This window comes from Micromonospora psammae, from assembly GCF_036902725.1.
Taxonomy (GTDB): domain Bacteria; phylum Actinomycetota; class Actinomycetes; order Mycobacteriales; family Micromonosporaceae; genus Micromonospora.
The window spans coordinates 172,580-195,405 of record NZ_JBAKHM010000010.1 but is presented as its reverse complement, the minus strand read 5'-3'; the positions used below and the strand labels follow the sequence as shown (position 1 = coordinate 195,405).

The 22,826-nt window shown below is 74.8% G+C and carries 19 protein-coding genes and 1 riboswitch; of the genes, 6 read left to right on the top strand and 13 right to left on the bottom strand.

Features of this window, described 5'->3' with window-relative positions:
* Window positions 1–45: 45 nt before the first annotated feature.
* Window positions 46–1,995: a hypothetical protein gene (locus V6U79_RS15075; RefSeq protein ID WP_334614990.1), complete on the top strand. Its 1,950-nt coding sequence runs from the start codon at window positions 46–48 to the stop codon at window positions 1,993–1,995.
* A 117-nt stretch (window positions 1,996–2,112) separates the two neighbouring features.
* Here the strand turns inward: V6U79_RS15075 and V6U79_RS15070 are convergent, their stop codons facing one another.
* The 10 genes from V6U79_RS15070 to V6U79_RS15025 all read right to left on the bottom strand — a co-directional run bounded on the left by V6U79_RS15070 (window position 2,113) and on the right by V6U79_RS15025 (window position 13,145).
* The gene (locus tag V6U79_RS15070; protein ID WP_334615002.1) at window positions 2,113–3,168 is read right to left on the bottom strand and encodes a PseG/SpsG family protein; all 1,056 of its coding nucleotides are present in this window, start codon (window positions 3,166–3,168) and stop codon (window positions 2,113–2,115) included.
* A complete protein-coding gene (locus tag V6U79_RS15065) occupies window positions 3,165–3,896 on the bottom strand; it encodes a cytidylyltransferase domain-containing protein (protein WP_334614989.1) in 732 nt (243 codons plus the stop codon). The genes V6U79_RS15070 and V6U79_RS15065 overlap by 4 nt, the downstream gene beginning before the upstream one ends.
* Window positions 3,893–5,716 carry a class I SAM-dependent methyltransferase gene (locus tag V6U79_RS15060; protein WP_334614988.1) on the bottom strand — a complete coding sequence of 608 codons (1,824 nt, stop codon included), beginning with the start codon at window positions 5,714–5,716 and terminating at the stop codon, window positions 3,893–3,895. Before V6U79_RS15060 ends, V6U79_RS15065 begins: the two co-directional genes overlap by 4 nt.
* Complete coding sequence (locus V6U79_RS15055; protein WP_334614987.1) at window positions 5,706–6,545, bottom strand: hypothetical protein; 840 nt, start codon at window positions 6,543–6,545, stop codon at window positions 5,706–5,708. Before V6U79_RS15055 ends, V6U79_RS15060 begins: the two co-directional genes overlap by 11 nt.
* Window positions 6,546–6,555: 10 nt before the next feature.
* On the bottom strand, window positions 6,556–7,713 hold the full coding sequence (locus V6U79_RS15050; protein ID WP_334614986.1) for a DegT/DnrJ/EryC1/StrS family aminotransferase: 1,158 nt from the start codon (window positions 7,711–7,713) through the stop codon (window positions 6,556–6,558).
* Entirely contained in the window at window positions 7,710–8,693 is a 984-nt protein-coding gene (pseB, locus tag V6U79_RS15045) for a UDP-N-acetylglucosamine 4,6-dehydratase (inverting) (RefSeq protein ID WP_334614985.1), read from the bottom strand. The genes V6U79_RS15050 and pseB overlap by 4 nt, the downstream gene beginning before the upstream one ends.
* Before the next feature lie 357 nt (window positions 8,694–9,050).
* Window positions 9,051–10,103 carry a pseudaminic acid synthase gene (gene pseI, locus V6U79_RS15040; protein ID WP_334526148.1) on the bottom strand — a complete coding sequence of 351 codons (1,053 nt, stop codon included), beginning with the start codon at window positions 10,101–10,103 and terminating at the stop codon, window positions 9,051–9,053.
* Window positions 10,100–10,603 (bottom strand): GNAT family N-acetyltransferase, encoded by a 504-nt coding sequence (locus V6U79_RS15035; protein WP_334614984.1) that lies wholly within the window; start codon window positions 10,601–10,603, stop codon window positions 10,100–10,102. The genes pseI and V6U79_RS15035 overlap by 4 nt, the downstream gene beginning before the upstream one ends.
* Window positions 10,600–11,730, bottom strand: a complete 1,131-nt coding sequence (locus V6U79_RS15030; RefSeq protein ID WP_334614983.1) for a glycosyltransferase family 2 protein — start codon at window positions 11,728–11,730, stop codon at window positions 10,600–10,602. The genes V6U79_RS15035 and V6U79_RS15030 overlap by 4 nt, the downstream gene beginning before the upstream one ends.
* Window positions 11,731–11,819: 89 nt before the next feature.
* Window positions 11,820–13,145 (bottom strand): polysaccharide pyruvyl transferase family protein, encoded by a 1,326-nt coding sequence (locus V6U79_RS15025; RefSeq protein ID WP_334526157.1) that lies wholly within the window; start codon window positions 13,143–13,145, stop codon window positions 11,820–11,822.
* Window positions 13,146–13,419: 274 nt separating this feature from the next.
* On the opposite strand from V6U79_RS15025, the gene V6U79_RS15020 reads away from it, so the two are divergent.
* The 5 genes from V6U79_RS15020 (at window position 13,420) to V6U79_RS15000 (ending at window position 18,235) form a co-directional block, all read left to right on the top strand.
* Complete coding sequence (locus V6U79_RS15020) at window positions 13,420–14,598, top strand: acyltransferase family protein (protein WP_334526159.1); 1,179 nt, start codon at window positions 13,420–13,422, stop codon at window positions 14,596–14,598.
* Between the two features lie 142 nt (window positions 14,599–14,740).
* Window positions 14,741–15,178, top strand: coding sequence for a hypothetical protein (locus V6U79_RS15015; RefSeq protein ID WP_334614982.1), 438 nt, complete (start codon window positions 14,741–14,743; stop codon window positions 15,176–15,178).
* Between the two features lie 149 nt (window positions 15,179–15,327).
* Window positions 15,328–16,083, top strand: a complete 756-nt coding sequence (locus tag V6U79_RS15010; RefSeq protein WP_334614981.1) for a hypothetical protein — start codon at window positions 15,328–15,330, stop codon at window positions 16,081–16,083.
* Window positions 16,084–16,392: 309 nt separating this feature from the next.
* Window positions 16,393–16,535: riboswitch (cyclic di-AMP (ydaO/yuaA leader) on the top strand.
* 7 nt (window positions 16,536–16,542) lie between these two features.
* Entirely contained in the window at window positions 16,543–17,379 is an 837-nt protein-coding gene (locus V6U79_RS15005; RefSeq protein WP_334614980.1) for a C39 family peptidase, read from the top strand.
* Between the two features lie 103 nt (window positions 17,380–17,482).
* A complete protein-coding gene (locus tag V6U79_RS15000; protein WP_334526171.1) occupies window positions 17,483–18,235 on the top strand; it encodes an alpha/beta fold hydrolase in 753 nt (250 codons plus the stop codon).
* Window positions 18,236–18,295: 60 nt separating this feature from the next.
* Here the strand turns inward: V6U79_RS15000 and V6U79_RS14995 are convergent, their stop codons facing one another.
* The 3 genes from V6U79_RS14995 to V6U79_RS14985 all read right to left on the bottom strand — a co-directional run bounded on the left by V6U79_RS14995 (window position 18,296) and on the right by V6U79_RS14985 (window position 22,741).
* Window positions 18,296–19,231: a peptidoglycan-binding protein gene (locus V6U79_RS14995; protein WP_334614979.1), complete on the bottom strand. Its 936-nt coding sequence runs from the start codon at window positions 19,229–19,231 to the stop codon at window positions 18,296–18,298.
* A gap of 272 nt (window positions 19,232–19,503) precedes the next feature.
* Window positions 19,504–21,207 (bottom strand): CDP-glycerol glycerophosphotransferase family protein, encoded by a 1,704-nt coding sequence (locus tag V6U79_RS14990; RefSeq protein WP_334526177.1) that lies wholly within the window; start codon window positions 21,205–21,207, stop codon window positions 19,504–19,506.
* Window positions 21,208–21,229: 22 nt separating this feature from the next.
* Entirely contained in the window at window positions 21,230–22,741 is a 1,512-nt protein-coding gene (locus V6U79_RS14985; RefSeq protein ID WP_334526179.1) for a D-ribitol-5-phosphate cytidylyltransferase, read from the bottom strand.
* Window positions 22,742–22,826: the final 85 nt, after the last annotated feature.

The window sequence follows — 22,826 nt, the reverse complement described above, 5'->3', positions numbered from 1 at the left end:
CCCCACCGACCCGGGGCGCGCCGCGACGTGCAGAGGAGGCCCACCGTGCCGAGCGAGCCGATCACGGCACCGGCGACGCCGCGGCGGCAGGTGAGGTCGACGGCGGGTCGCCGCGCCACCCCGGTCGGCCGGGCGCTGGTGCTGCTCGCCGCCGCCTGGCTCGGCCCACTGCTGGCGTACGCGCTGGGGCTCGCCGGGCTGCTCCCGCTGGTCGTGCTCGGGCTGACCGCCGGGCTGCTCCGGGCCGGGCGCACCCTGCTGGACCGGCTGGTGCTGGCCGTGGCGCTGCTGGTGGGCGCGCTCTGCGCCGCCGCGCTGGTCTTCTCGATCTGGCCCTGGGGCTTGCACCCGGTGCCGGTGGCCGGTACGGCGCTGACCGTGCTGCTCGGGATCGCCGCCCGCACCGGACGCCGTCCCCGGTTGCCCCGGGTGACCGTGGCCGACCTCGTGCCGGTCGGGGCGGCCGTGGCGGCGACGGTGGCGCTCGGCTGGCCGTACCTGCGCGCCGACGGTGTCACCGGGCGGCTGACGTACGCGATGGCCGGGGAGGACAACAGCCGCCACCTCGCCACCGTCGAGGGCATCCGCGCCGTCGGCGGCTACCTCTTCACCGATCCGGACGCGGCGGCCCGGATCGCGCCGGAGGGCATGGTCTGGTACCCGCAGGGCTTCCACGTCACCGCGGCGCTGCTGGACACCTTCCTGCGCTCGTCGACCGCGACCGGCGGCCCGGTGGACGCGTTCGACCACTACCTCGGCTGGACACTCGGCGCGTACGCGCTGCTGCTGCTCGCGGTCGCGTGGGCCGCCGGTTGGATCGCCGGCCGGCAGCTCGACCTGGCTCGGTCACTCGCCCTGACCGGCGCGGTGACCGCGCTCTGTCTCGGCTCCGAGCTGGCCCGCTTCGTCGTGTACGGCTACCCGGGCGAGACCCTCGGCCTGGCGTTGACCGCGATCCTGGTCGCACTGGTCTGCCGGCCGGTGGCCCGTACGGGCACCCAGCTCTGCCTGCTCGGGGCGCTCTGCGTCGGGGTGGGGTTCGCGTACCTGATGTTCCTGCCGGTGGTGGGCGTGCTGGTGCTGGCCTGGCTGGTGCGGCACCGCCGGTCGGTGCGGCGCCGGCCGGTGCTGCTGGTCGCGGTGGCGCTGGTGACCGTGCCGCTGGCCCCGCTGCCGAGCGTGGCCGGCCTGCTCTTCACCCGGCAGGTGGAGAACGTCGCCACCGGCGGCGGGGTCGCCCCGCGGTACGACGCGTTCCTGGCGCTGTGCGCGCTGGTCGGCGCCGGCCTGCTCGCCGGCGGCCTGCGGCTGCCGGTGTGGCGCCGGTACGCGGGCGCGCTCGCCGCCGCGCTGGTCTTCGCGGTCGGCTTCCACGCCTACTTCCGGGTGCTCGGCACCGATCCGCGCTACTACTACGGGAAGGCTCTGCACCTGCTGCTGGTGGTGCTGCTCGTCGGTCTGGGCGCGCTGGCCCTGCTGCTGCCCCCGCCGTGGCGGGCCGCCGGTACGCGGCCGGGCGCCACCGGGCGGATCCTGGTGGCGGTGGCGGTGGTCGCGGCGGCGGTCGGGGTGGCCGGGCTGCCCCGTGGCGGCGGGATCTTCGCCCAGCCGTTCGGCGCGCGCAGCACCACCTGGTCGGCGGCCTGGTGGTCGGGGACGCCGGCCCGGCCACGCCCGGCGGAGGTGACCGCCCGGGCACTGGCCCAGGCGCCGGTGCGCCCGGACACGGTCGACGTCGTGGTCAGCGGGCACCGGCGCGAGGGCTACCTGTCCACGCTCTTCCTCTCGACGCTGCGGCGCACGGCCGGGGCGTCCGCGCCGGCGGTCTACCACCTGCCGCTGGCGGAACCGGCACGCTCCGCGGCCGTGGTGGCGGCGGTGCCGGGTCGGATCCGGTTCCTCGCGGCGGACGACGACGCGGTCGGGGTCGTCGAGCGGCTGCTCGCCGAGCAGCCCGAGCTGCGCGACCGGGTCAGCCTGCAACGGCTGCGCTGACCGGTCGCCCGGTCCGCCGAGCCGCAACCGTCGGGCCGGCCAGGCGGGCCGGCCAGGCGGGCCGGCCAGGCGGGCCGGCCAGGCGGGCCGGCCAGGCGGGGCGGCGGGCGGGCTCGGTCAGCCGAGCACGGTCGGGCGGACCGCGCCGAGCACGGCGTCGGCCACCCGGCGTCGGCCCTGTCCGTCCACCGTCGACCAGGCGCGGGCGGAGAGCCCGGCGCGCCGGTCGGCGGAGCCGAGCAGCCCCCGCAGGCTCCGGACCGCCGCCGCCCGGGCCGTCCGCCCGGCCGTCCCGGGGGCGGCCAGTGCGGGCAGCTCGCCCAGGCCGGCGGCGATGCCGTGCCGCACCACCCGGTGGTAGGACTCCCGCTGGTTGTCGACCACGCAGACCAGCGCGGCCGGCGCGCCCAGGCAGCAGAGCTCCCAGGTGGAGGTGCCGGCGGCGCTGACCACCAGGTCGGCCGCGCCGATCAGGGCGGGCAGTTGGTCGGTGGGCGGCGCCAGCCGGAGCCGTTGCCCCCGGCCCGGCCTCAGCGTCGCCAGCTCCGCCTCGATGTCGGGACGCGCCACGACGACGGTCAGCTCCATCGGGTGACCGGTCGACAGCAGCACCCGGGTCAGCACCGGCGCCGCGCCGAGCGCGTCGGTGCCGCCGAAGAAGGCGAGCACCCGGGGACGACCGACCGGCGTCGCGGGCCGGGGCGCCGGCGGCCGCGCCGCCACCACGTCGTCGCGCAGCAGGGTGTACGCGGTGCCGGCCAGCAGTCGGCCGGCCGGCACGGCGGGGTGGGCACCGAGGTTCTGGTCCAGGTAGAGGTCGGCGTCCTGTCCCCGGCTGTCGCCGTCGACGACGGCCAGGGTGAACACGCCCGCTGCCCGTAGGGCGCCCGCGCCGGCCGGGTCCAGCGTGTACGAGTCGAGGACCAGCACGTCCAGCGCGTACCGGCGGGCCGCCTCGACGAGGCCGTCCGGGGTGTCCGGGCCGGGGGCCAGTGGGATCCCCCGTGACGCGAGCTGCCGCGCCGCCCAGTCGACCCGGTCCACCTCGCCGAGGAGCCGGACGTGGGCGCCCCGGGCGAGGAACTCCTCGCCCAGAGCGAGGCAGCGGACCAGGTGGCCGACGCCACGGGCCGGCCCGGCGTCGCAGCGCAGCCCGATCCGTACCGTGCTCAGGACTCCTCCAGGCGCTTCTGGCGTACCCCGGCGTTGAGGGCGCGCAGGGTCGGTCGACCGGCCAGCCAGCCGGCCAGCTCAGCCAGTGGCACGCTGACGTCGCCGAAGTGGTCGGTGACGGCCCGCACCAACGCCCAGTCCTCCTCGGTGTCGAGGGTGAGCCGCAGGTCGGACCGGTCCGGGGTGAGCGTCACGCCGAGCACCCGGAACAGCTCCGGGTGGGTGTAGGCGTAGGAGGTGACGTGGACCCGGTGGTGCCCGGTCGCGACGCGGTGCAGGGTACGCAGCGCGCCGGCGTCGATGATCTCGACGTCCAGGCCGCGGGGGAGGGTACGGGTGATCGACGTGCTCAGGTAGTCCAGCCTCGGTGCCGCCCGGTAGACGTCGGCGACCAGCCGGATGATCTCCGGGTCGAGCAGTGGGCAGTCGGCGGTGAACCGCATCACCGCGTCGCCGGGACGGCCGTCCAGCGCGCCGACGAACCGGTCGAGGACGTCGTCGACCGGACCGCGGTGGCAGCGTACGCCCAGCCGGGCGCACTCGGCCGCCACCGCGTCGTCGACCCCCTCGGTGCTGGTGGCGACGACCAGGTCGGCCAGGGCGCCGCTCTCCCCGGCGGCGCGTACCACCCGGCCGAGGACCGACCGGCCGGCGAGGGTGCGCAGCACCTTGCCGGGCAGCCGGGAGGAGCCCATCCGGGCCTGCACGATGCCCACGATCCGGGTCACTGCTGCTCCTGCCGGACCGGGCGCCGGCGCAACGCGGTACGGATCCGCCGCTTCGCCCCCCGGGCCAGCCGTCTGGCCAGCCGGGCCGGGAAGATCGCCAGCCGCCCGACCCGGTAGCTGACCGACCCGCTGAGCAGGTTGATCGTCGCGTCGGACCGGCGCAGCGCCCGCTCCCGAGAGGTGAGCAGGTCCTCGGTCCAGCGCAGCAGGGCCCGGAGCCGACTCAGCTCCTCCCGCTGGCGCAGCCACGCCTCGCGCAGCTGCTGGTAGCTGTCCGGGCCGACGGCGGGATCGGTCGGCTCGACCGCCCGCAGCTCGCCGACGAGGTCGAGCCGTTCGCGGGCGTCCAGCCCGCGCATCGCGGCCGTGACCGCCGCCTCCGCCTCGATCGCGGCCGCCACGGTCGGCCGGTCGAGTTCCCGACCGGCCACCCCGCCGAGCACCACGGTCAGGCCCACGACGTCCAGGGTCGAGGACCACGGGTGGGCGTACCCGCCGGTCAGCAGCCCGGCGGCGAAGCGCCACAGGCTCCGGGCCAGCGCCACCTCCAGGGCGAGCGGCTCGGCCGCCCGCCAGCTCGGGTCGAGCACCGCGAAGTCGTCGCCGGCCACCACGACGTTGTCCACCCCGGCGAGCGCGACCGCCCCCGTCAACCGGCCGTCCCCGGCGTGCCCGGCGAGCCAGTCGGCGTATCCGGTCAGCAGCCGGCGCAGCGCGTCGAGGTCGCGGCGCAGGCAGGCGTCGAGCAGCAGGCTGCGCAGCAGCCGCCCGTCGGCCACCGGGCCGGTGAGCGCGTCCGGGTCGCGGTACGCCGCCTCCCGGCTGGCGAAGGGGGCGGCCGGCTCGGCGCGCGCCGCCGGTGCGGGAGGCCGCCACCGCCAGCCGTCCGCGCCGGCGACCACCTCGACCACGCCGATCTCGGGCGGCCCGGTCTGCACCAGCGCCACCGGCAGCTCCGGCGGCAACGGTCCGGGGTCGGTCGGGCGGTGCGCCAGCAGCACCCAGCCGGGGGCCAGCGCGGTGCCGAGCCCGGCGTGCAGCGCGTCGACGGCGAGCCGGGCCGGGTCCTGCAGCAGGGGACGACCGGCGGGAGCACCCGCGCAGGCACCGTGCAGCACCGCGTCGAACAGTCCGGCGGTCGTCCGCCGGTCGAGCTGGTCGGTCGCCAGCAGCGCGGTGGCCGCACCCGGGTCGGGGTACGCGGCGAAGCAGGCGCCGGGCCGCAGCCCCGAGTCGGCCAGCCGGGCGCGCAGCTGGTCGGGGTTGACCGGCCGGCCGGCGTCGAGCACCCCGCCGACCGCCCAGGCGGCGTCGTCCCGGTCGGCGTACCAGGGGGAGGCGGCGACCATCCGGTGCAGGCCGACCGGGTTGTCCAGCCGCAGCAGCAGGGAGCCGCCCGGTCGGAGCGCCGTGACCAACCGATCCAGCACCCCACCCCAGCCGAGCCGGGCGCCCTCCACGGACTCCACCGCGTCCAGCCCCGAACCGGCGATCACCACGTCGTACGCCTCGTCGGCCGGCAGCCCGTGCGGCCCGCCGACGACGACGCGGACCGGCCGGTCGCCGGCCAGGTCGGCCAGCGCCACCCCGTCGAGGTGGCTGCGCAGCAGGCAGGTCACCTCGGCGTGCGCCAGCCGGTCGAGCAGGGCCGGGTCGTGCGGTCCGGCCAGCAGCACCCGGGCGCCGACGGGCACGATCCGGGCGGCGAGCGCGGCCAGGGGTCCGCCCCCGGCGGGCACGTCGGCGCGCAGGTCCGACCAGGCGAGCATCTCCCCGCCGGGCAGTGCGATCCGTTCGGCGGGTGCGGTGTCAGTCGTCAACTCGGTCCTCCTGGAGGTTCGCCCACCCGAGCAGCTCGCGCAGGGCGGCCGGCGTGCAGCGGTGATCGGTGCCCAGCTCGGCGCGGGCGATCTCGGTGGCGGTGCGCTGGTCGGTCCGCGCGCCGTGCAGTTCCGGCCACTGTCGGCGGATCCGGGCGGTCCCGCCGAAGGTCGGGTCCTCGTCGGCGAGCACCATCGGGTTGCCGTAGACGGCCGCCTCGCAGCCGGCGGCGATGCCGTAGAACACCGCGCTGGTCAGCCGGTTGGACGCCACCCGCCGGTGCCGGCGCAGCTCGGCCAGCTGCTTGTCGAGGAAGAGCGGGTCCGTCTGTCGCCACCAGTGGCCGCGGTAGCCGTGGCAGATCACCCGGAAGCCGGCCCGCTCGTAGAGCCGGCGCACCCGGCGCATGCCGTACTCGTGCCAGTAGAGGCAGACGGTCACCGGGCCGGGTTCGGTGTCCCGGATCTCGGCGATCAGCTCCTTGTGGTCACCGCGGACGTGCTGGCCCTCCCAGCCGTGGAACGGGTACCAGATGGTGCCCTCGCGCTCCTGCTCGGCGGCCTGCGGCTGCATGGTGAGCAGGTAGACGAAGGGCGCGCCGGTGACCACGAGGTTGCGCCGCCCCACCGACCAGGCCCGGCGCCGCGTCTGCTCGGACCAGAGCAGGCTCGGCGTTCCCTGGACGTAGGGGTGCCCCGGGGCGAGCCCGTCGCCGATGTTCCAGCCGTGCTGGACGTACCCGTTGATCCGCGGCGGGTGCCCGTCGCCCAGCCCGCAGTAGCGGGCGAGCACGTGCGCGTGGCCGTAGAAGTGGTTCGCGTGGTGCATCGGCTTCCAATCAGGCGGCGGCACGCGCCGTGCTGGCCCGCAGCGCCGCGCCGAGGGCGTCGACGACCCGCTCCTGGTCGGCCTCGGTGAGGCCCGGGTACAGCGGCAGGGAGAGCTGCTCGGCGTAGAACCCCTCGGCGACGGGGCAGGAGCCGCGCCGGTAGCCGAGGTCGGCGAAGACCGGGTGCCAGTGCGCCGGGATGTAGTTGACCTGCACGCCGATCCCGGCGGCGCGCATCCGGTCGTACACCTCCCGGCGACGTCCGTCGAGCACCCGGATCGGATAGAGGTGCCAGGCGGGTCGGGCCCAGGACCGGCGTCCGGGCCTGCGCACCCCGGGCAGGTCGGCCAGGGCCTCGTCGTACCGTCGCACCAGCCGTTCCCGGGCGGCGAGGAAGTCGCCGAGCCGGCGCAGCTGGCTGCGGCCCAGCGCGCAGAGCACGTCGGGCAGCCGGTAGTTGAGCCCGAACTCGTGCACCTCCTGGTGCCAGCCGCCCTCGTCCGGCCAGCGTTGCTCGGCGCGGTCCCGGACCAGGCCGTGGTTGCGGAACCGGCGGGCCCGCGCCAGCAGCGCCGGATCGAGGGCGGCGACCGCCCCGCCCTCGGCGGTGGTGAGGTTCTTGGTGGGGAAGAACGAGAACGTGGTCAGGTCGGCCAGCGAGCCGACCGGCCGGCCGTGGTAGGTGGCGCCGATGGAGTGTGCGGCGTCGGCGAGCAGCAGCGCGCCGGTGCCGGCGAGCACGCCGCGCAGGGCGTCGTGGTCGGCCGGGTGTCCCGCGTAGTCCACCGCGGACACCACCCGGGTCCGGCTGGTGACGGCCGCGGCCACCGCCGCCGGGTCGAGGGTGTACGTCTCCTCCTCGACGTCGGCGAAGACCACCCGGGCACCCAGCGCGACGGCGGTGCTGGCGGTGGCGGCGAAGGTCATCGGCGGCACGACGACCTCGTCGCCGGGGCCGATGCCGGCCGCCGCGTACGCGACGTGCAGCGCGGCCGTGCCGTTGGCGACCGCCGCGCAGGCGACCCCGCCGGTCCAGCCGGCGAGGTCCGCCTCGAAGGCGTCCACCTGGGGGCCGGTGGTGAGCCAGTCGCTGCGCAGCGCGGCGACCACGGCGGCCACGTCGTCCTCGGTCACCGAATGCCGGCCGTACGGCAGGAGCGCCGTCACGCGGAGACCTCGAGCATGTCGCGCAGCTCCTGCACGCCGAGCCACTGGTCGTTGCCGTCCGACTGGTAGGCGAAGCCGTCGGGGACCGGCTCGCAGCCGGCCGGCGGCTGGTAGCCCCAGGTGGCGATGGTCGGCTGGACGATGAACCGGTCCGCCGCGCGCAGCGTCCGTCGGCTGTCGTCGGGAGCGATCATCTCCTCGTGCAGCTTCTCGCCCGGTCGGATGCCCACCTCGTGCGTGGTGGCGTCCGGGGCGACCGCCTCGACCAGGTCCAGGATCCGCATGCTGGGGATCCGCGGGACGAACAGCTCCCCGCCCTGCATCTGGTCGAAGGAGTCCATGACGAACCGCACCGCCTGGTCGAGGGTGATCCAGAACCGGGTCATCCGCTTGTCGGTGACGGGCAGGCTCCTACCCTCGGCGGCGAGCCGACGGAACAGCGGGACGACGGAGCCGCGGCTGCCCACCACGTTGCCGTAGCGCACCACGGCGAAGCGGGTGGGATGGTGGGCGGCGTAGTGGTTGGCGGAGATGAACAGCTTGTCGCCGACCAGCTTGGTCGCCCCGTACAGGTTGATCGGGCTGGACGCCTTGTCGGTCGAGAGCGCGATGACCTTCCTGACGCCGGCCTCGATCGCGGCGTCCACCACGTGCTGGCAACCGGTGATGTTGGTGGCGATGAACTCCGAAGGGTTGTACTCGGCGGTGTCCACCTGCTTGAGCGCCGCGGCGTGCACCACGTGGTCCACCCCGTGCATCGCCCGGGTGAGCCGGTGCCGGTCCCGGACGTCGCCGATGAACCAGCGCAGCCGCGGGTCGTCGCCGAACTGCTGGCGCAGCTCGTACTGTTTGAGTTCGTCCCTGGAGAACACCACCACCCGGGCCGGGTCGGCCTCGGTGAGAACGTGCCGGAGGAACGTCTTCCCGAAGGAACCCGTCCCCCCGGTGATCAGAATGGACGAACCATTCAATTCACTCAACTGGTGCTCCCATGGTCGTCGTTGATCGGTCGCGGCCTGAAGCCGGTCGGCCGGATCGAGACGCTAAGCCCGGCGGGTTAACGTCCCGACGCCCGGCGGTGAACATGGGTCACTGGTCGGGTGAATGCCCCACGCCCATTGAGGAAACGCATTTCGGCAGGTCAAGTCCCTGCTTTGGGAATTGCGAAGAGTCGGGAAAGTGTTCCGGAAGGCCCCGGGAATGCCCGACGAATTCCGGGTGGACGGCCGCGGCCGGTCCGACCGGTGCCGGCCGGCGAGCGACCGGCGGTCGCCGCGGACCCGACGGGGTCCGGGAGCGGTCGGGACCGCCTCCCGGACCCGGTCGCGTCGGTCGGCTCAGACCAGGTCCCAGTCGAGCGGGGTGCCGCGCGGCACGTCCCGGGTGAAGACGCGCCCGCGCACCCGGTCCAGGTCGGCCGGGGGCAGGCCCCCGGCCGGCCGGATCGAGCGGACGTTGGCCTCGGTCACCGGGTCGCCGGCGCGGACGTCGGCCACCACGTGCAGGGAGCGGCGGAACCGCAGCCCCTCCCGCTCCGTCGGGGTGGGGCCGATGGCCGGACCGCCCAGCGCCGCCCACGCCCGCTCGGTCTCGACGCGGAGTGCGGCCAGTTCCGCCGGCTCCAGTGAGAAGTCCGCGTCGACCCCGCCGTCGGAGCGCCGCAGCGTCACGTGCTTCTCGATGAGGCAGGCGCCCAGCGCCACCGCGGCGACCGGTACGCCGATCCCGGGAGTGTGGTCGGAGAGCCCGACCGGCACGTCGAAGACGTCGGCCAGCACCGGCAGGCGGCGCAGGTTGCTGTCCTGCGGGGGCGCCGGGTAGGACGCCGTGCAGGCCAGCAGCACGATGCCGGCCGCACCACCGTCCCGGGCGGCCCGGACCGCCGCGTCGATCTCGCCGACCGTCGCCATCCCGGTCGAGATGATCATCGGCTTCCCGGTGCCGGCCACCAGCCGGATCAGCGGCAGGTCCACCAGCTCCGACGAGGCGATCTTGTACGCCGGCGCGTCCAACTCCTCCAGCAGCGTCACCGCGGTGGCGTCGAAGGGCGACGAGAAGACCGTCAGGCCGTGCCGGCGGGCCCGTTCGAAGATCGGCTCGTGCCACTCGTACGGGGTGTGCGCCCGCGCGAAGAGCCGGTAGAGGTTCTCGCCACCCCACAGCCCGTGCCCGTCGGAGATGCGGAAGGCGGGCGTGTCGACGTCGATGGTGATGGTGTCCGGGGTGTACGTCTGGAGCTTGAGCGCGTGCGCCCCGCTGGCGGCCACCGCGTCCACGATGGCCAGCGCCCGGTCCAGGCTGCCGTTGTGGTTGCCGGACATCTCCGCGACCACGAAGGGTCGCTCACCGGTGCCGACCGCGTGCGGCCCGATCTTCACTGTCGCCGTCATGTTCCTCTGCTCATCTCCGTCCACACCACCTGGTGCGGCTCACCGTCGATGTCCCGCTCGTACCGGCGGACCACCCGAAATCCGAAGCGCCGGTGCAGGGCCAGCACCGGGGTGTTGTCGGCGAGCGTCTCCCCGCCGAGGGTCCGCGCGCCGAGCACCTCGAACGCGTGCGCGATCGCCGCCCGCTCCAGGGACATCCAGGCCGGCAGCAGCCCGCCGGAGGCGTCCAACCCGGCGACGTCGAGGAAGAACCCCCAGGTGAGGGCCCGCTCTGGCGAGGCGACGCCGGAGAAGGTGACCACCCCGGCCGGGGTGCCGTCGTGCAGGTGCACGAGCACCCGGCGGTCCGGGTCGGCGCGTACCGCCGTCCACCAGGCGAGATGCTCGGCGGTGCCGATCTCGTGCCGGGTCAGGCTGACCGCGCGTACCCGGGGATGGTTGCGCCAGCGCCGGATCCGGTCGAGGTCGGCCTCCCCGGCCGGGCGCAGCAGCCCCGTCATCCGCGACCCGTGAGCGCCGTGGGCTGGTCCGAGGGCAGGTCGGCGGCCGGCACCGGAACGGCGGGGGTGGCCGTCGCCGTCGCGGCCGGTTCGACCGGGCGGGCGCCCCGCAGCCGGCCGGCCGCCCGGTGCGCCGTGCGCAGCAGGGTGTACGCCAGGTAGGCGTCCCCGGCCACCAGGCGGTGCTTGAGCCCGGCCGCCCCGGCCGGCCGGGGGTAGCCACCGACGGGCAGGTACCGGCGGTAGTGCCGGGCCACCCGGTGGAAGAAGGCGCGGCGCAGCCGCGGGTCCATCCGGTGGTCGTTGCCCACCACCACCAGCAGGTGACCGACCATCAGGGCGAACAGGTCGGCGCGCAGCCGGTCGTCCGACGACCTCCGCGCCACCCAGTCGAACAGCCGCTCGTACTGGTCGAAGGCGTCGAAGTGCCGCCCGCTGCGGGTCGAGGTGATCGCGCCCTGCCGGCCCTGGCGGTAGAGGTAGCAGACGCGGTCGAGCACCGAGATCCGCTCGGCGCCGATCAGCAGCGGGTGGCTGAACGGGATGTCCTCGTACCAGCCGGCGTGGAAGCGCAGCCCCAGCTCGTCCAGGAAGGCCCGCCGGACCACCTTGTTCCAGGCGGTGTGCTGCACCCGCAGCAGCTGCGGCCGGTCGGCCAGCCGGACCACCCCGGGCACTCCGCGCAGCAGCGGGCTGCTGGCGTCGACCTCCCGCCCGCCGTCCTCCCGCACCCGCAGGTGGTCGAGGACCAGCACGTCGGGGCGGTGGGCGCGGAGCCGGTCCAGCACGGCGGGGACGGTGCCCGGGGGCAGCCAGTCGTCGCTGTCGACGAACCAGACGTACGTGCCGGACGCCACGTCCAGGCCGGCGTTGCGGGCCGGGCCCAGGCCGACGTTGCGGGTCAGGTGCACCGTCCGCACCCCGGGGTGGGCGGCCGCGTACGCCCGCAGCAGCTCCCCGCACCGGTCCGGTGAGGCGTCGTCGACGGCGACGATTTCGACGGCCGCCTCGTCGCCGGCCGGGACGTCGGTCCGGATCGAGTCGAGGCACTGGTGCAGGTACGACTCCACCCGGTGCACGGGTACGACGACGCTCAGCAGCGGGGGGTGCGCGGGCTGATTGACCACGCCGTCACCCTGATCCATCCGGGTGGACGGCCCCGGAACCTCACGTATCCGGCGGAGATGAAGTTCCTGAACAGCGGCCCAGCGGCGGGTTAACGGCTCAGCAGCCGCCGCACCGGCGCCCCGACGGCGCGCCTGACCCGGGTCCGCAACCGCTGCTCCTCCAGCGCCGTCACCCGGGCGCGCAGCTCGGCGTTCTGGTCGCGCAGCCACTGGATCCGGGTCAGCAGCTCCTCCCGGTCGGTGGCGGTCGCGGCCCGGACCGCGGGCGGGAAGGTGGTGGCCCGGACCCGCTCGTCGAAGCGGGCCGCGCTGTCACCGTCGGTGAAGGCGTTGCCGAGGTCGTGCCGGGCGAGGAACGCGCTCATCACCTCGTAGCGGGCCCGGTGGCCGGCGTTGAGGGCGGTGTAGTCGGCCTCGGCGTAGAGCTGCGCCGCGTCGACGTCGGCCGGCACCTCCGGCATCGGGCGGTGCGGGATGTCGAAGTAGCGGGCCAGTTCGAGAGTGCGGGAGTCGTGCGCGAAGAGGTAGCCGGGCGTGCCGGAGACCAGCGCCGTGATGGTGCCGTGGATCCGGGTGCCGAAGGCGAAGTCGAAGCCGGAGAGGTACTCCATCCAGGTCCACGGATCCAGGAACATCCGCACCTTGTCCTCGGTGAACAGCGGGTGGGAGGTGTGGATCGGGATGTCGCTGCGCTTTCCCCGGTCGGCGGGGTCGTCGCCGTGGAGCAGGATGCCCAGGGTCTTCAGGTCCTGCGGCAGGTAGCGCAGGTTCGGGTAGCGCCGGTGATGCGACTCGATGATCTTCGCCATCGACTTGACGTACGGCGAGATGGTCAGCGCCACCCGGGCGTCCGGCTCCAGGGTCGGCTTGCCCTTCTCCACCCCGAGCCGGTCGCCGTGCAGGAACATCGACGGGCAGCCGATCACGTCGACCGCCGAGAAGCCCAGGGAACGCAGGTAGCCCTCGGTGATCTCGCCCCGGACGCCGATGCTGGGGGAGCGGTCGAGCACCGCCCGGACGAAACGGCTCACCACGTCGTCGATCGGGCGCAGGTACTCCCGGTCGCCGGCCAGGTTGGTCTGGGCACCCACCCCGAGGACGACCACCGGGATCCGGAGCCGCTCGACCAGCCGGGTCATCAGCTCGATGCGGTGGGCGTAGCTGCGCCGGAAGGCGTTGGCGAGCGGGATGACGTAGACGTCGTATCGCTCGTTGATCTCGTCGGCGTCCCGTGGGTTGACCTTGAACTCGGTCGGGGTGATCTCCGCGGTCGCGGTGCTGAGCAGCTTGTGCGCGGCGTGGCTGAAGACCAGGTTGCCGTTGTTGACCCCGATCCAGTCCCCTTCGAAGGCCTCCTCCGGGGAGCGGACGTCGAACGGGCCCTTCTTCGCTCGCATCAGGATCCGCTGGTGCATGTCCGCTCCATCCCTCGTTCGTCCGTGCCGGGGCGACGCCCGCTGCGCGCCCGGACCGGGCACGACTCGACCGGGGCCCCGGAATATTAGGACAACCGATGCCCTGCGCACACCCGCGTGTCACCCGCCACGCCCCGGCCGGGACGCGGCGGCCGGGGCAGCCGGTAGGGTGCCCGGCGGCGGGACCGACCGGTGCCGCTGCCGGAGGGCACCGGCGTTCCGGCCGGGAGGAGAGGTACGTGCGGGTCAGCGTGGCGACGGTCGGGTGCCCGGCATGACGAGCGCACCGGAGGCCACCGCCGCGCGGGCGCGCCGGCTGCCGTCGCTGACCGGCCTGCGCTGGGTCGCCGCGATGCTGGTGTTCGGCTATCACGCCGGCACCATGGGGATCGTCGGCGAACCGGACGTCAAGGCCGTCCTGGACTGGACCTTCACGCTGGGCCTGTCCGGGGTGCAGTTCTTCTTCATCCTCAGTGGATTCGTGCTGGTCTGGTCGGCCCGGGACACCGACCGCCGTCGGGACTTCTGGCGGCGGCGGCTGGCGAAGATCTACCCGAACCACGTGCTGACGTGGGCCGCGGCGCTGCTGGTGATGTGGTGGTTCGCCGACCCGGTGGTGCCGCGCGCGGCGCTGGAGAGCCTCCTGCTGGTCCAGGCGTGGGACCCCACGCCCGGCTACTTCTACAGCATCAACTCGGTGAGCTGGTCGCTCTCCTGCGAGTTGTTCTTCTACCTCTGCCTGCCGCTGGTGCTGCCCGCGATCCGGCGGGCCCGCGCCGGCGTCCTGTGGGCCGTGGTGGTCGCGGTGCCGCTGCTCATCGTGGCCCTCTGGCCCGGCCAGTCGCTGGTGCCCGAGGCGAGCACCTGGTGGTTCAACCAGATCTTCCCGGTGGTCCGCTCCACCGAGTTCTGGCTGGGCGTGGCCGCCGCCGAGCTGATGCGGCGTGGCCGGTGGCGCGGGCCGGGGCTGCCCCTGGCCAGCCTGATCTTCGTGGTGACCTGGGTGGTCGCCGCGCAGTGGATCCGCGCCGAGCTCTGGGCGGCGATCCTGTCGGCGGCGTACATCCTGGTCATCACCGCCGCGGCCGGCGCGGACGTGCACGGCCGCCCGTCGCCGTGGCGGCACCGCACGCTGGTCTGGCTCGGCGAGGTCTCGTTCGCCTTCTACCTGGTGCACGTGCTGGTGATGGTGACGGTGCTCCGGCTGGCCGGGCGGCTCGGGGTCGGGCTGCCCGGCTGGTGGGGACCGCTGGTCGTGGTCGGCTTCCTGGCGGTGAACCTGGCGCTGGCCGCCCTGCTGCACCGCTGGGTGGAGACGCCGATGATGCGCCGCCTCAGCCCTCGCCGCCCCCGTGCCGGCGCGGGCCGCCCGTCGACGCCCCCGGTGGCACCCGGGCGGCCGGCCGACGCCCACGACGACGCGCGGCCGCCGGTCGGGACCACCGCCCGCTGAACCGGCCGTACCGGCCCGCCTCGGCCGCCGGGTGGGGGACCGCTCCGGGCGGCGCGGCGGATCGGACCACGGTGGACGGGCCGGGCGCGGCGACACGCCCGGCCACGCTGCGGCCCGCCCACGTCGGCGGTAGCGTGGCCCTGTGCTCCCGGTCGCGCTCACCAGTCCCCTGTGGTGGGTGGCGCGCTGGAGTTCCCGCCTGGTGACCGGCGTCGCCGTGGCGGTCGCCCTCTCGCTCGGCGGTTCCGCGCCGAGCGGCGCGGTGGAGCTGCCGAGCACCGCGCCGCTGCCGGTGACCGCCGCGCCGTCGCAGTTCGTTCCCGCCGTCACCGATCCCGCCGCCTCGGCGGCGGTCGCCGGCCGACGCGCCGCCGGCGCCGCGCCGACCGGCCGCGCCGACACCGTCGCCGGAGACCTCACCGGGTACGCCGCCGGCGCGCACGACCCGGTTGGCCGGCCGGCCATGCCGGCTGTCGCGGACGGCTCCGCCCGCCCCGCCGGCGCGCTCGTCGCCGCGGCGGCGACGTTCACGGGGCTCGCCCCGACCGTCACCGGGCCCCGCGCGCCGCCGGCCGGCTGACCGCCGCGCGGGGGTGTCCCGCGACCACCGTCTCGTCGAACCTCACCGCCGCACCCGCCTGACGAAGGCCCGCCGCCGCCCGTGCCGCGCGCGCCGTCCGGCCCGTGCCGGATCCCTCTTCCGCATCCCGCTCCCGGGAGGTGCCGCTCATGAACACCGTGCTCCACGAGTTCCTGACCGAGGTCCCCACCGCCGCCGCCATCTGGTCCGCCCTGCTGGTGCTCGCCCTCACCGTGCTCACCGTCCTGGTGGCCCGCCCCGAGCGGGACCGCCCCGTCGGCGAGGCGACGCCCGCCGAGCCGTCCCCGGCCGTCGAGCTGGCCGACCTGCGCCGGTACGCCGAGGAGGTGGCGGTCGCCGCCGCCCGGGCGGCCCGTACCGCGCAGCGCCGGCGGGCGGCGTGGGAGGCCGCCCACGAAGAGGTCGACCGGGCCTGGACGGCGTACGACGAGGCGGAGACGGCGGCCCGCCGCTTCGCCGGCGCCGCGGCGCTGCCCGCCCCGCGCACCCCCCGTACGCCCGCCGAGTACGCCGGCCGGGAGCGCTGGCTGCACCAGGCCGCGGTGGCGGCGCACTGGCGGGGCGAGTTGCCGGTGGAGCGGCTGCGGGACGTCTTCGCCCACCGGGACGGCTGGGATCCCCGCCGGCACCCGGTAGAGCAGGAGGTGCTGCTCGCCCGCGCGGTACGGGACGGCCGGCGGGACGCGTACACCTCGGCCGCCGAGCGGGAGCGGACGGCGTGGCGGGACGCCGAGCTGGCCGCCGAGGCGGCCCGGTCGCTGGCGGCCGAGGCGTACGCGGCGGCGCAGCGGCTGCGGCCGGGCCGGGTCCCCGCGCCCCGGGCGGTTGCCGTGGCGGCCCGGACCGCGCCTGCGGCCCGCTGGCGTCCGGCAAGGGTGGGTTGACGGCCGGAACGGGACGAAATCGTTATCAAGTCCGGGTGAGCTGCGTCACTTCCGTCGGGAATCGGTCATCGGGTCACGGGTGGTGACACCGGTCGCGAGTATGCCCGGAGATTGGCGCCGAGCTGTCCGGTTGTTGCCCGAAAGATACGGCCAAAGCCCCACGTCCCATTGAGTGACGTCAGTGCCTCAATGCACGGGAAATTTGTGGGCCCGGTCATGTTTAGGCAGGTGAGAGCGCTTGGCGAGGCCGGCGCCCCGCCAGTAGTGTCGCCCCCGTCCGGTGCGGTTTTCGATCGCAGAAGGCGACGCCGCGCCGACCCGCTCAATCGTGGGTGACCACGAACCGGGGACCCAATTGTTTGTGGGGTGAATCCGCGGGCCACGGCCCGTGGTAGGGCGTTCTTCCCGCCCGAATCCGTCAGCTAACCCGGTCGGCGGTGTCGGAAGGAGCTCCACTTCGTGCAGCACGATCCCACTTCCCGGTTGTTCCCGCACCACCTGAAGCGGCAGCTGCGCCGACTGGTCACCGAGCGGCCGTACCAGGTCGTCGTCGGTTCGGCCGCGGCCCTCGTGTTCGCCACGGGGACCGCCGCCCTGACCGGCAACGAACGGCACGTTCCGGCGCCGCAGCAGAGCTCGGCCGCCGTGGCCGAGGCGGCACCGCGCCTGAACGAGGTCGCCACCCGCGGCCAGGCCCGCCTCGCCGCCCCCAGGACCGACCACAACTCCGGCGAGCGCACCTGGGGCAGGCCGGACCCGGACCTGACCCGCAGGGCGGCACCGAAGCCGCCGTCGACCAAGATCCTCTCGTACGACTACCAGGCCCAGACCACCTACTACAACTGCGGTCCGGCGGCGGTGCGCAACGCGCTCAGCGCGGCCGGCGTGGAGACCACCCAGGACGAGCTGGCCGGCCCGCTCGGCACCACCGAGGTGGGCACCAACTCGGTCCGGGACACCACCCGGGTGCTCAACCGGATGGTCAAGGGCGACCCGTACCGGACCCGGCTGTTCGACAGCACCCCGAGCCGGGCGCAGATCGACCGGCTCCAGGCCGACGTGGTCGACGCGATCACCGACAAGCGCGGCGTGGTGGTCAACGTGGCCGGCAGCGCCACCGACAGCGCCGGGGGTTGGCACTCCTTCCCGGGCGGCCACTACATCGCCGTGGTCGGCTACAAGAACGACGGCCGGGCCGTCCAGATCGCCGACTCGGCGGACCCGAGCCTGCCGCAGTACTGGATGAGCACGATCGAGCTGGCGAACTGGATCGCCACCCGCGGCTACTCCGCCTGATCCACCTCGTACGCGAACGGGCGCCGGCTCCCCTCGGGGGCCGGCGCCCGTCGCCGTCCGTGGGTCTCGCGGTGCCGGCGCCGACGGTGGGAGACTGCGCCCCATGACCGACCACACGGGTACCCGGCACCTCCTGCTGCTGCACGGGATGGGCGCCACCGGCGACGTCTGGCTGCCCGGGGCGCCGCTGCTCGAGCGCCGCTGGCCGGGGCGCTGGCTGGCACCGGACCTGGCCGGGCACGGCTTCTCCCCGCCGCTGTCCGGCTACTCCTTCGCCGGGCTCGCCGGCCGGGTCGCCGAAGAGCTCGGGCCGGCCGCGGACGGCTCCCGCCCCGGCGAGCGGTTGGTGATCCTCGGGCACTCCCTCGGCGGGGTGGTCGCCCTGGCGCTCGCCGCCCGCGACGCCGGGCTGCCGGTCGACGCCGTGGTCGGCCTCGGCATCAAGGCGGTCTGGTCGCCGGCCGAACTGGTGAAGGCGCGCGAGCTGGCGCAGCGCCCGGTGACCTGGTTCGCCGGCCGGGACGAGGCGGCACGGCGGTACCTGAAGGTCGCCGGCCTCACCGGACTGTTCGCCCCGGACCACCCGGTCGTCGACGCCGGCCTGCGCGTCGAGGACGGCCGCTGGCGACTCGCCATGGACCCGGCCGCGTTCGCTGTCGGCGCCCCGGACCTGGCGGCCCTGCTGGCGGCGACCGACGTGCCCGTGGTGCTGGCCCGGGGCGAGCACGACCCGATGGTCAGCGAGACCCAGCTCGCCGCGTACGGGGTGCCGGTGGTGACGCTGCCCGGCCTCGGTCACAACGCGCACGTGGAGGACCCGGCGGCGGTGCTGGGGCTGCTCGACCCGTACCTGTGAGCGGCGGCGGACGATCGGGCTCCGGCCCGGCCGTCCGCCGCCGCGGGGTGGACCGGACGGTCAGTAGGCGCAGCCGGTGGCGGGCAGCGACGCCGGGGCCGGCACGGTGGCGCCGTCGTAGATCGCCAGCAGCAGCCGCTGCGGGCAGCGGTTGGCGCCGTTGACCCGGATCTCGATGTGCAGGTGCGGGCCGGTGACGTTGCCGGTGGCGCCGGTGTAGCCGATCACCTGGCCGGCGGTGACCCGGGCGCCGGCGGCGACCGAGCGCGACGACAGGTGGCAGAACAGGTAGTACGCGCCGTCGTCGGCGGTGATGCCGATGCCGTTGCCGCACCCGCCCCCGGCGTGGCCGACCGTGCCGGCGGTGATCGCGTACGTGGTGACGCCGGTGACCGTGGGCAGGTCGATGGCGGGGTAGTCGTGGTGCGGGTCGTCGTACTCGCTGCGGGGCAGCACCGAGCGGTCGATGACCGGGGCGTAGTTGCCGCCACCCCCGCCGCCGCCGACCAGCCACTGCCAGGTGGTCGCGCCGACCGTGCTGCCGCCGGTGAGCCCACGGCTGGACTTGAAGTCGGTCACCGCGGTGGTGGTGGAGCCGCCCCAGACGCCGTCGACGGTGAGACCGTAACCGTACTTGTTGAGCGAGGTCTGCAGGGCGCGCACGGCGTTGCTGTTCGCGCCGGCGTCCAGGGTGACCACCAGCTTCGCCCAGGTCAGCGGGCCGACCACGCCGTCGGCGGTGAGGCCGTTGGCGGACTGGAAGGAGCTGACCGCCGTCGCCGTGCCGGAGCTGTACCAGCCGTCGACGGTGAGGGTCCGGCCGTGGTGGCGGAGCAGGAACTGGGCGGTGGCGACGTTGGCGCCGCTGGTGCCGGTGCCCAGCGTCGGCCAGTTGGGGGTGGCGGCGTGGGCCGCGACCGGTGCGGCGAGCGCGGCGAGGACGGCGAGGGACGCCGCGCCGAGCCAGCTGACGGCCCGGCGGACTGTTGGATGCATGGCGCACTCCCGGGGGACGGAGGGGAGGCGAGCGGCGTCGGGGCGCGCCGCGTCGCCGGCGCGCGGGCGCCGGTGGCGGTGCCGCCGCCGGTCAATCACGCGTCCGGCAGCCAGTATGCTCATGAAGATAAATATTTACAATGGTGAGAACTTGTAAAGAAGTTTCGCCGCGCCGACCGTCGCGCGGCCTGTTCCCGTGCCCCGTCACCGACCCGGGAGACAGCTCCGCCCCGCACCTGCCGAGGCCGGTGCGGGGCGGGGAGCGGTGTCGGTCAGGCGGGGGCGTCGGCGGGTGCGACGGCCTCCGAGGTGCGCGGCGCGGGCGGGCTCCAGCCCCGGTCCAGCTCCCGCCGCGCGGCGTCGAGGAAGCCCTCTGCGTACGCGTCGGCCGGGAAGTCGCCCAGGTAGCGGCGGCGGGTCTCCCACCGGGCCGAGGCCAGCGGATCGGTGACCAGCAGCCGGTCCAGCACCTCGTCCACGTCGGCCATGTCCCGCCGCAGCACGTAACCGGAGCCGGCGAGGGGGAACCGGGCCACGAAGTCGTCGCCGTCGACACCCATGTCGGTCACCGCGTACGGCTTGCCCGAGTACAGGTAGTCGGAGATGACCCCGGAGACGTCGGAGACCAGCGCGTCGGAACGGTTGACGCACTCGGTCAGGCTCAGCTCACGGCTCGCCGCCGCGCCCCACAGGTGCGGCCGCCCGGTCCGCGCCTTCTCCGCCGCCAGCAGGTCGGTCAGCCGCGCCAGCTGCCGGGCCGAGGTCGGATTCTGCGAGGTGTACGGGTGCGCCCGCAGGATGACCGTGGCGCCCCGCTCCAGCAGCCGACGCAGCAGCGTCTCGGCCACCGGCAACGAGCAGTAGTTGGCGTCGGCGTGGTGCCCGGTCCAGGTCGGGGTGTACAGCACCGTCGGGTTCGCCAGGCCACGGGCCGGTGCGGTACGCACCTCAATCGACTCGACCTGGGGGCGGCCGACCACCACGAACTTCTCCGCCGGGATCTCCACGCCGGCCCGGGCGTACCGCTCGATCGCGGCGGGCCCGGCCACGAAGATCCGGTCGAAGATCGCCGAGACCGGGTTGGCGCTGGGCGCCTTGTCGCTGTCGCCGTGGTGCAGCTGCACGTGGGTGAGCTGGTTGAACCGGATGCAGTGGCTGTTCTTCGCGCCGTGGTTGACGTAGAACGCCACCCGCAGGCTCGGTACCAGCGCCTCGTCCATGGCCTTGAGCGTCGGGCAGTAGACCACCGGGGCGCTCGTGGCGGCCGCGACGGCGGGCAGGAACTCCGGCTCCCGCAGCAGCACCAGGAACGGCCGGCCGATCCGCTCCAGGTACGGCAACCACATGGTGACCTGGTACTCCGACCCGGGCGGGGCGGAGAAGTAGAGCAGGAACTCCGGCTGGTGCGCGCGCAGCGCCCGGGCCACCGCCCCACCACCGGTCGGCGGACGGAACCGCCGGCGGGCCAGGTCCAGCCCGACCACCCCGCACGCGCCGGCCACCACCAGGGCGGCGGCCAGCGCGACGAGGGCGGGCAGGGTGAGCGCGGCGGCCACCGCGACCAGGCCGAGCAGCACCAGCAGCGCGTTGCCGAGCTGGGCGGCGACCAGCGGGGTCCAGGAACGGACCGGCAGGTTCGCCGCCCGCAGCTCCAGGTTGCCGGCGTCGCGCAGCGGGCCGACCAGCAGCACCAGGCCGAGCAGCACCAGGGCGGTGAGGGTCAGCGCGGGGTCGAAGCCGGCGTCGAGCCGGCGGGCGTACCCCACCAGGATCCCGGCCGCGAGCAGCACCGACTCGGCGATGATGTCGGCGCCGGGCCGGACCCGGCGCTCGACGGCGGCCGCGGCCAGCGCGGCGACCGCCAGCGCCAGCCCCCAGCCGGTGGCGCCGGTCAGCGCCACCACGAGAAACGCCAGGACGGCCAGCCCGGTGGTCAGGCACCGCGCGATCAGCTTCCTGACCAGGTCACCACGCATGAGTCGCTGTCTCCGCCCCGGCTCAGCCCGCGTCGACGCCGGTGCCGAGCCGGCCCTGCCCGGCGGCCGTCGGCTGCGCCGGCACCGGGACCGGCTCGCCCGGCGCCCGCCGCACGTCGATCACCTGACCGGTGAGGTCGGAGATCAGCACGTCGAGCGAGGACTGGGCGACCGTCTCGGCGGCGAGCAGGGTGTGCTCCGGCTCCTCGCCGAAGGCCTTCGTCCGCATCGGGGTGGCGGTGCGCTCCGGGTTGATGCAGTTGACCCGTACCCCGAACTCGGCCCACTCGTCGGCCAGCGCCTGGGTCAGGTTGACCAGGGCGGCCTTGGTGGAGGAGTAGAGGGCGTACTGGGCCCGGCCCCGGGTGTAGGAGCTGGAGGTGTAGAGCAGCAGCTGACCCTTGGTCTGCTGGAGGTACGGCAGGGACTGCCGGGCGGCGATGACCGGGCCGACGAAGTTGACCTGGAGCACCCGGTCCATGGTCTCCTGGTCCATCTCGGCCAGCGAGCCCTTCTCCAGGATGCCGGCGGTGACCACCACGTGGTCGATCCGGCCGGTGGCCTCGAAGGCGGTCTTCAGCGCCGCCTCGACGTCCCCGGCGCGCTCGACGTGGGTGCCGGTGCTGGAGCGGCTGAACGGGAAGACCTGCGCGCCGTAGCGGCGGGCCAGCTCGGCCAGGTCGTGGCCGATGCCGTAGCTGCCGCCGAAGATCACGATCGTCCGGCCGGCCAGTTCCTCGGTGTAGCTGCGGTGGTCGGTGAGCCGGGGCGCCTGGGCGGCGGCGAGCTGGAAGAGCTTGTCCGCCAGGTGCACGTCGACCGGGTGGGTGACCTTGATGTTCTCGTCCGAGCCGTCGATCACCTTGATCGGCGTGCCGGGCAGGTAGCGCAGCACCACGCCGCAGTCGTCGGTGGCGGCGAAGTTCGGGTCGCCCTCGGCCCGCCGGTACGCCTCGCGGATGGTGCCCGACCGGAACGCCTGCGGGGTCTGGCCGCGGCGGAGCGTGGCCCGCACCGGGATGTCGGTGATGCACTCGTTCTCGTCGACCTGGATGATCGTGTCGGCCGAGGGGATCGCCACGTCGACCGCCGCGTACGTCCAGAGCGCGTTGATGCACTCGCGGACGATCCGGGCGCTGACCAGCGGGCGGACCGCGTCGTGGAAGAGGATGTTGACGTCGCCCTCGCCGACCGCGTCGAGCGCGATGCGGGTGGTGGCGTTGCGGGTGTCGCCGCCCTCGATCACCTTGCTGACCTTGCGGAAGCCGGCCTTGTCGACGATCTGCTGGGCGTCGGCGACGTGCCCGGTGGCCATCAGCACGATGATCTCGTCGATCTCCGGGGCGGCGTCGAAGACGGCCAGGGTGTGCTCGATGATCGGCTTGCCGGCGATCTTCAGCAGCTGCTTCGGGATGCCCAGGCCGAGCCGGGTCCCGGTGCCGCCGGCCAGCACCACCGCCACCGTCCGCGAGGGTCGCCACGGGGCCGGGGTCTCCGGTGTGGCGTCCGGGGCAGTGGTGTGGTCCTGCGTCATTGCCGATCCTCACTCTCAGGGATGCACGGTCAGGAATGCCTGAACGAAAGATGGCGCCCGCGTGGCGACGGGATGAACCTTAACG

Excerpts from the sequence above, each read along its gene's own strand:
- V6U79_RS15055 (WP_334614987.1), bottom strand. The coding sequence starts at position 6,545 with ATGCACCACGCGAACCACTTCTACGGCCACGCGCACGTGCTCGCCCGC.
- V6U79_RS15035 (WP_334614984.1), bottom strand. The coding sequence starts at position 10,603 with ATGACGGGGCTGCTGCGCCCGGCCGGGGAGGCCGACCTCGACCGGATC.
- V6U79_RS15000 (WP_334526171.1), top strand. The coding sequence starts at position 17,483 with ATGACCGACCACACGGGTACCCGGCACCTCCTGCTGCTGCACGGGATG.
- V6U79_RS14985 (WP_334526179.1), bottom strand. The coding sequence starts at position 22,741 with ATGACGCAGGACCACACCACTGCCCCGGACGCCACACCGGAGACCCCG.
- pseI (WP_334526148.1), bottom strand. The coding sequence starts at position 10,103 with ATGACGGCGACAGTGAAGATCGGGCCGCACGCGGTCGGCACCGGTGAG.
- V6U79_RS14990 (WP_334526177.1), bottom strand. The coding sequence starts at position 21,207 with ATGCGTGGTGACCTGGTCAGGAAGCTGATCGCGCGGTGCCTGACCACC.
- V6U79_RS15025 (WP_334526157.1), bottom strand. The coding sequence starts at position 13,145 with ATGCACCAGCGGATCCTGATGCGAGCGAAGAAGGGCCCGTTCGACGTC.
- V6U79_RS14995 (WP_334614979.1), bottom strand. The coding sequence starts at position 19,231 with ATGCATCCAACAGTCCGCCGGGCCGTCAGCTGGCTCGGCGCGGCGTCC.
- V6U79_RS15010 (WP_334614981.1), top strand. The coding sequence starts at position 15,328 with ATGAACACCGTGCTCCACGAGTTCCTGACCGAGGTCCCCACCGCCGCC.
- V6U79_RS15020 (WP_334526159.1), top strand. The coding sequence starts at position 13,420 with ATGACGAGCGCACCGGAGGCCACCGCCGCGCGGGCGCGCCGGCTGCCG.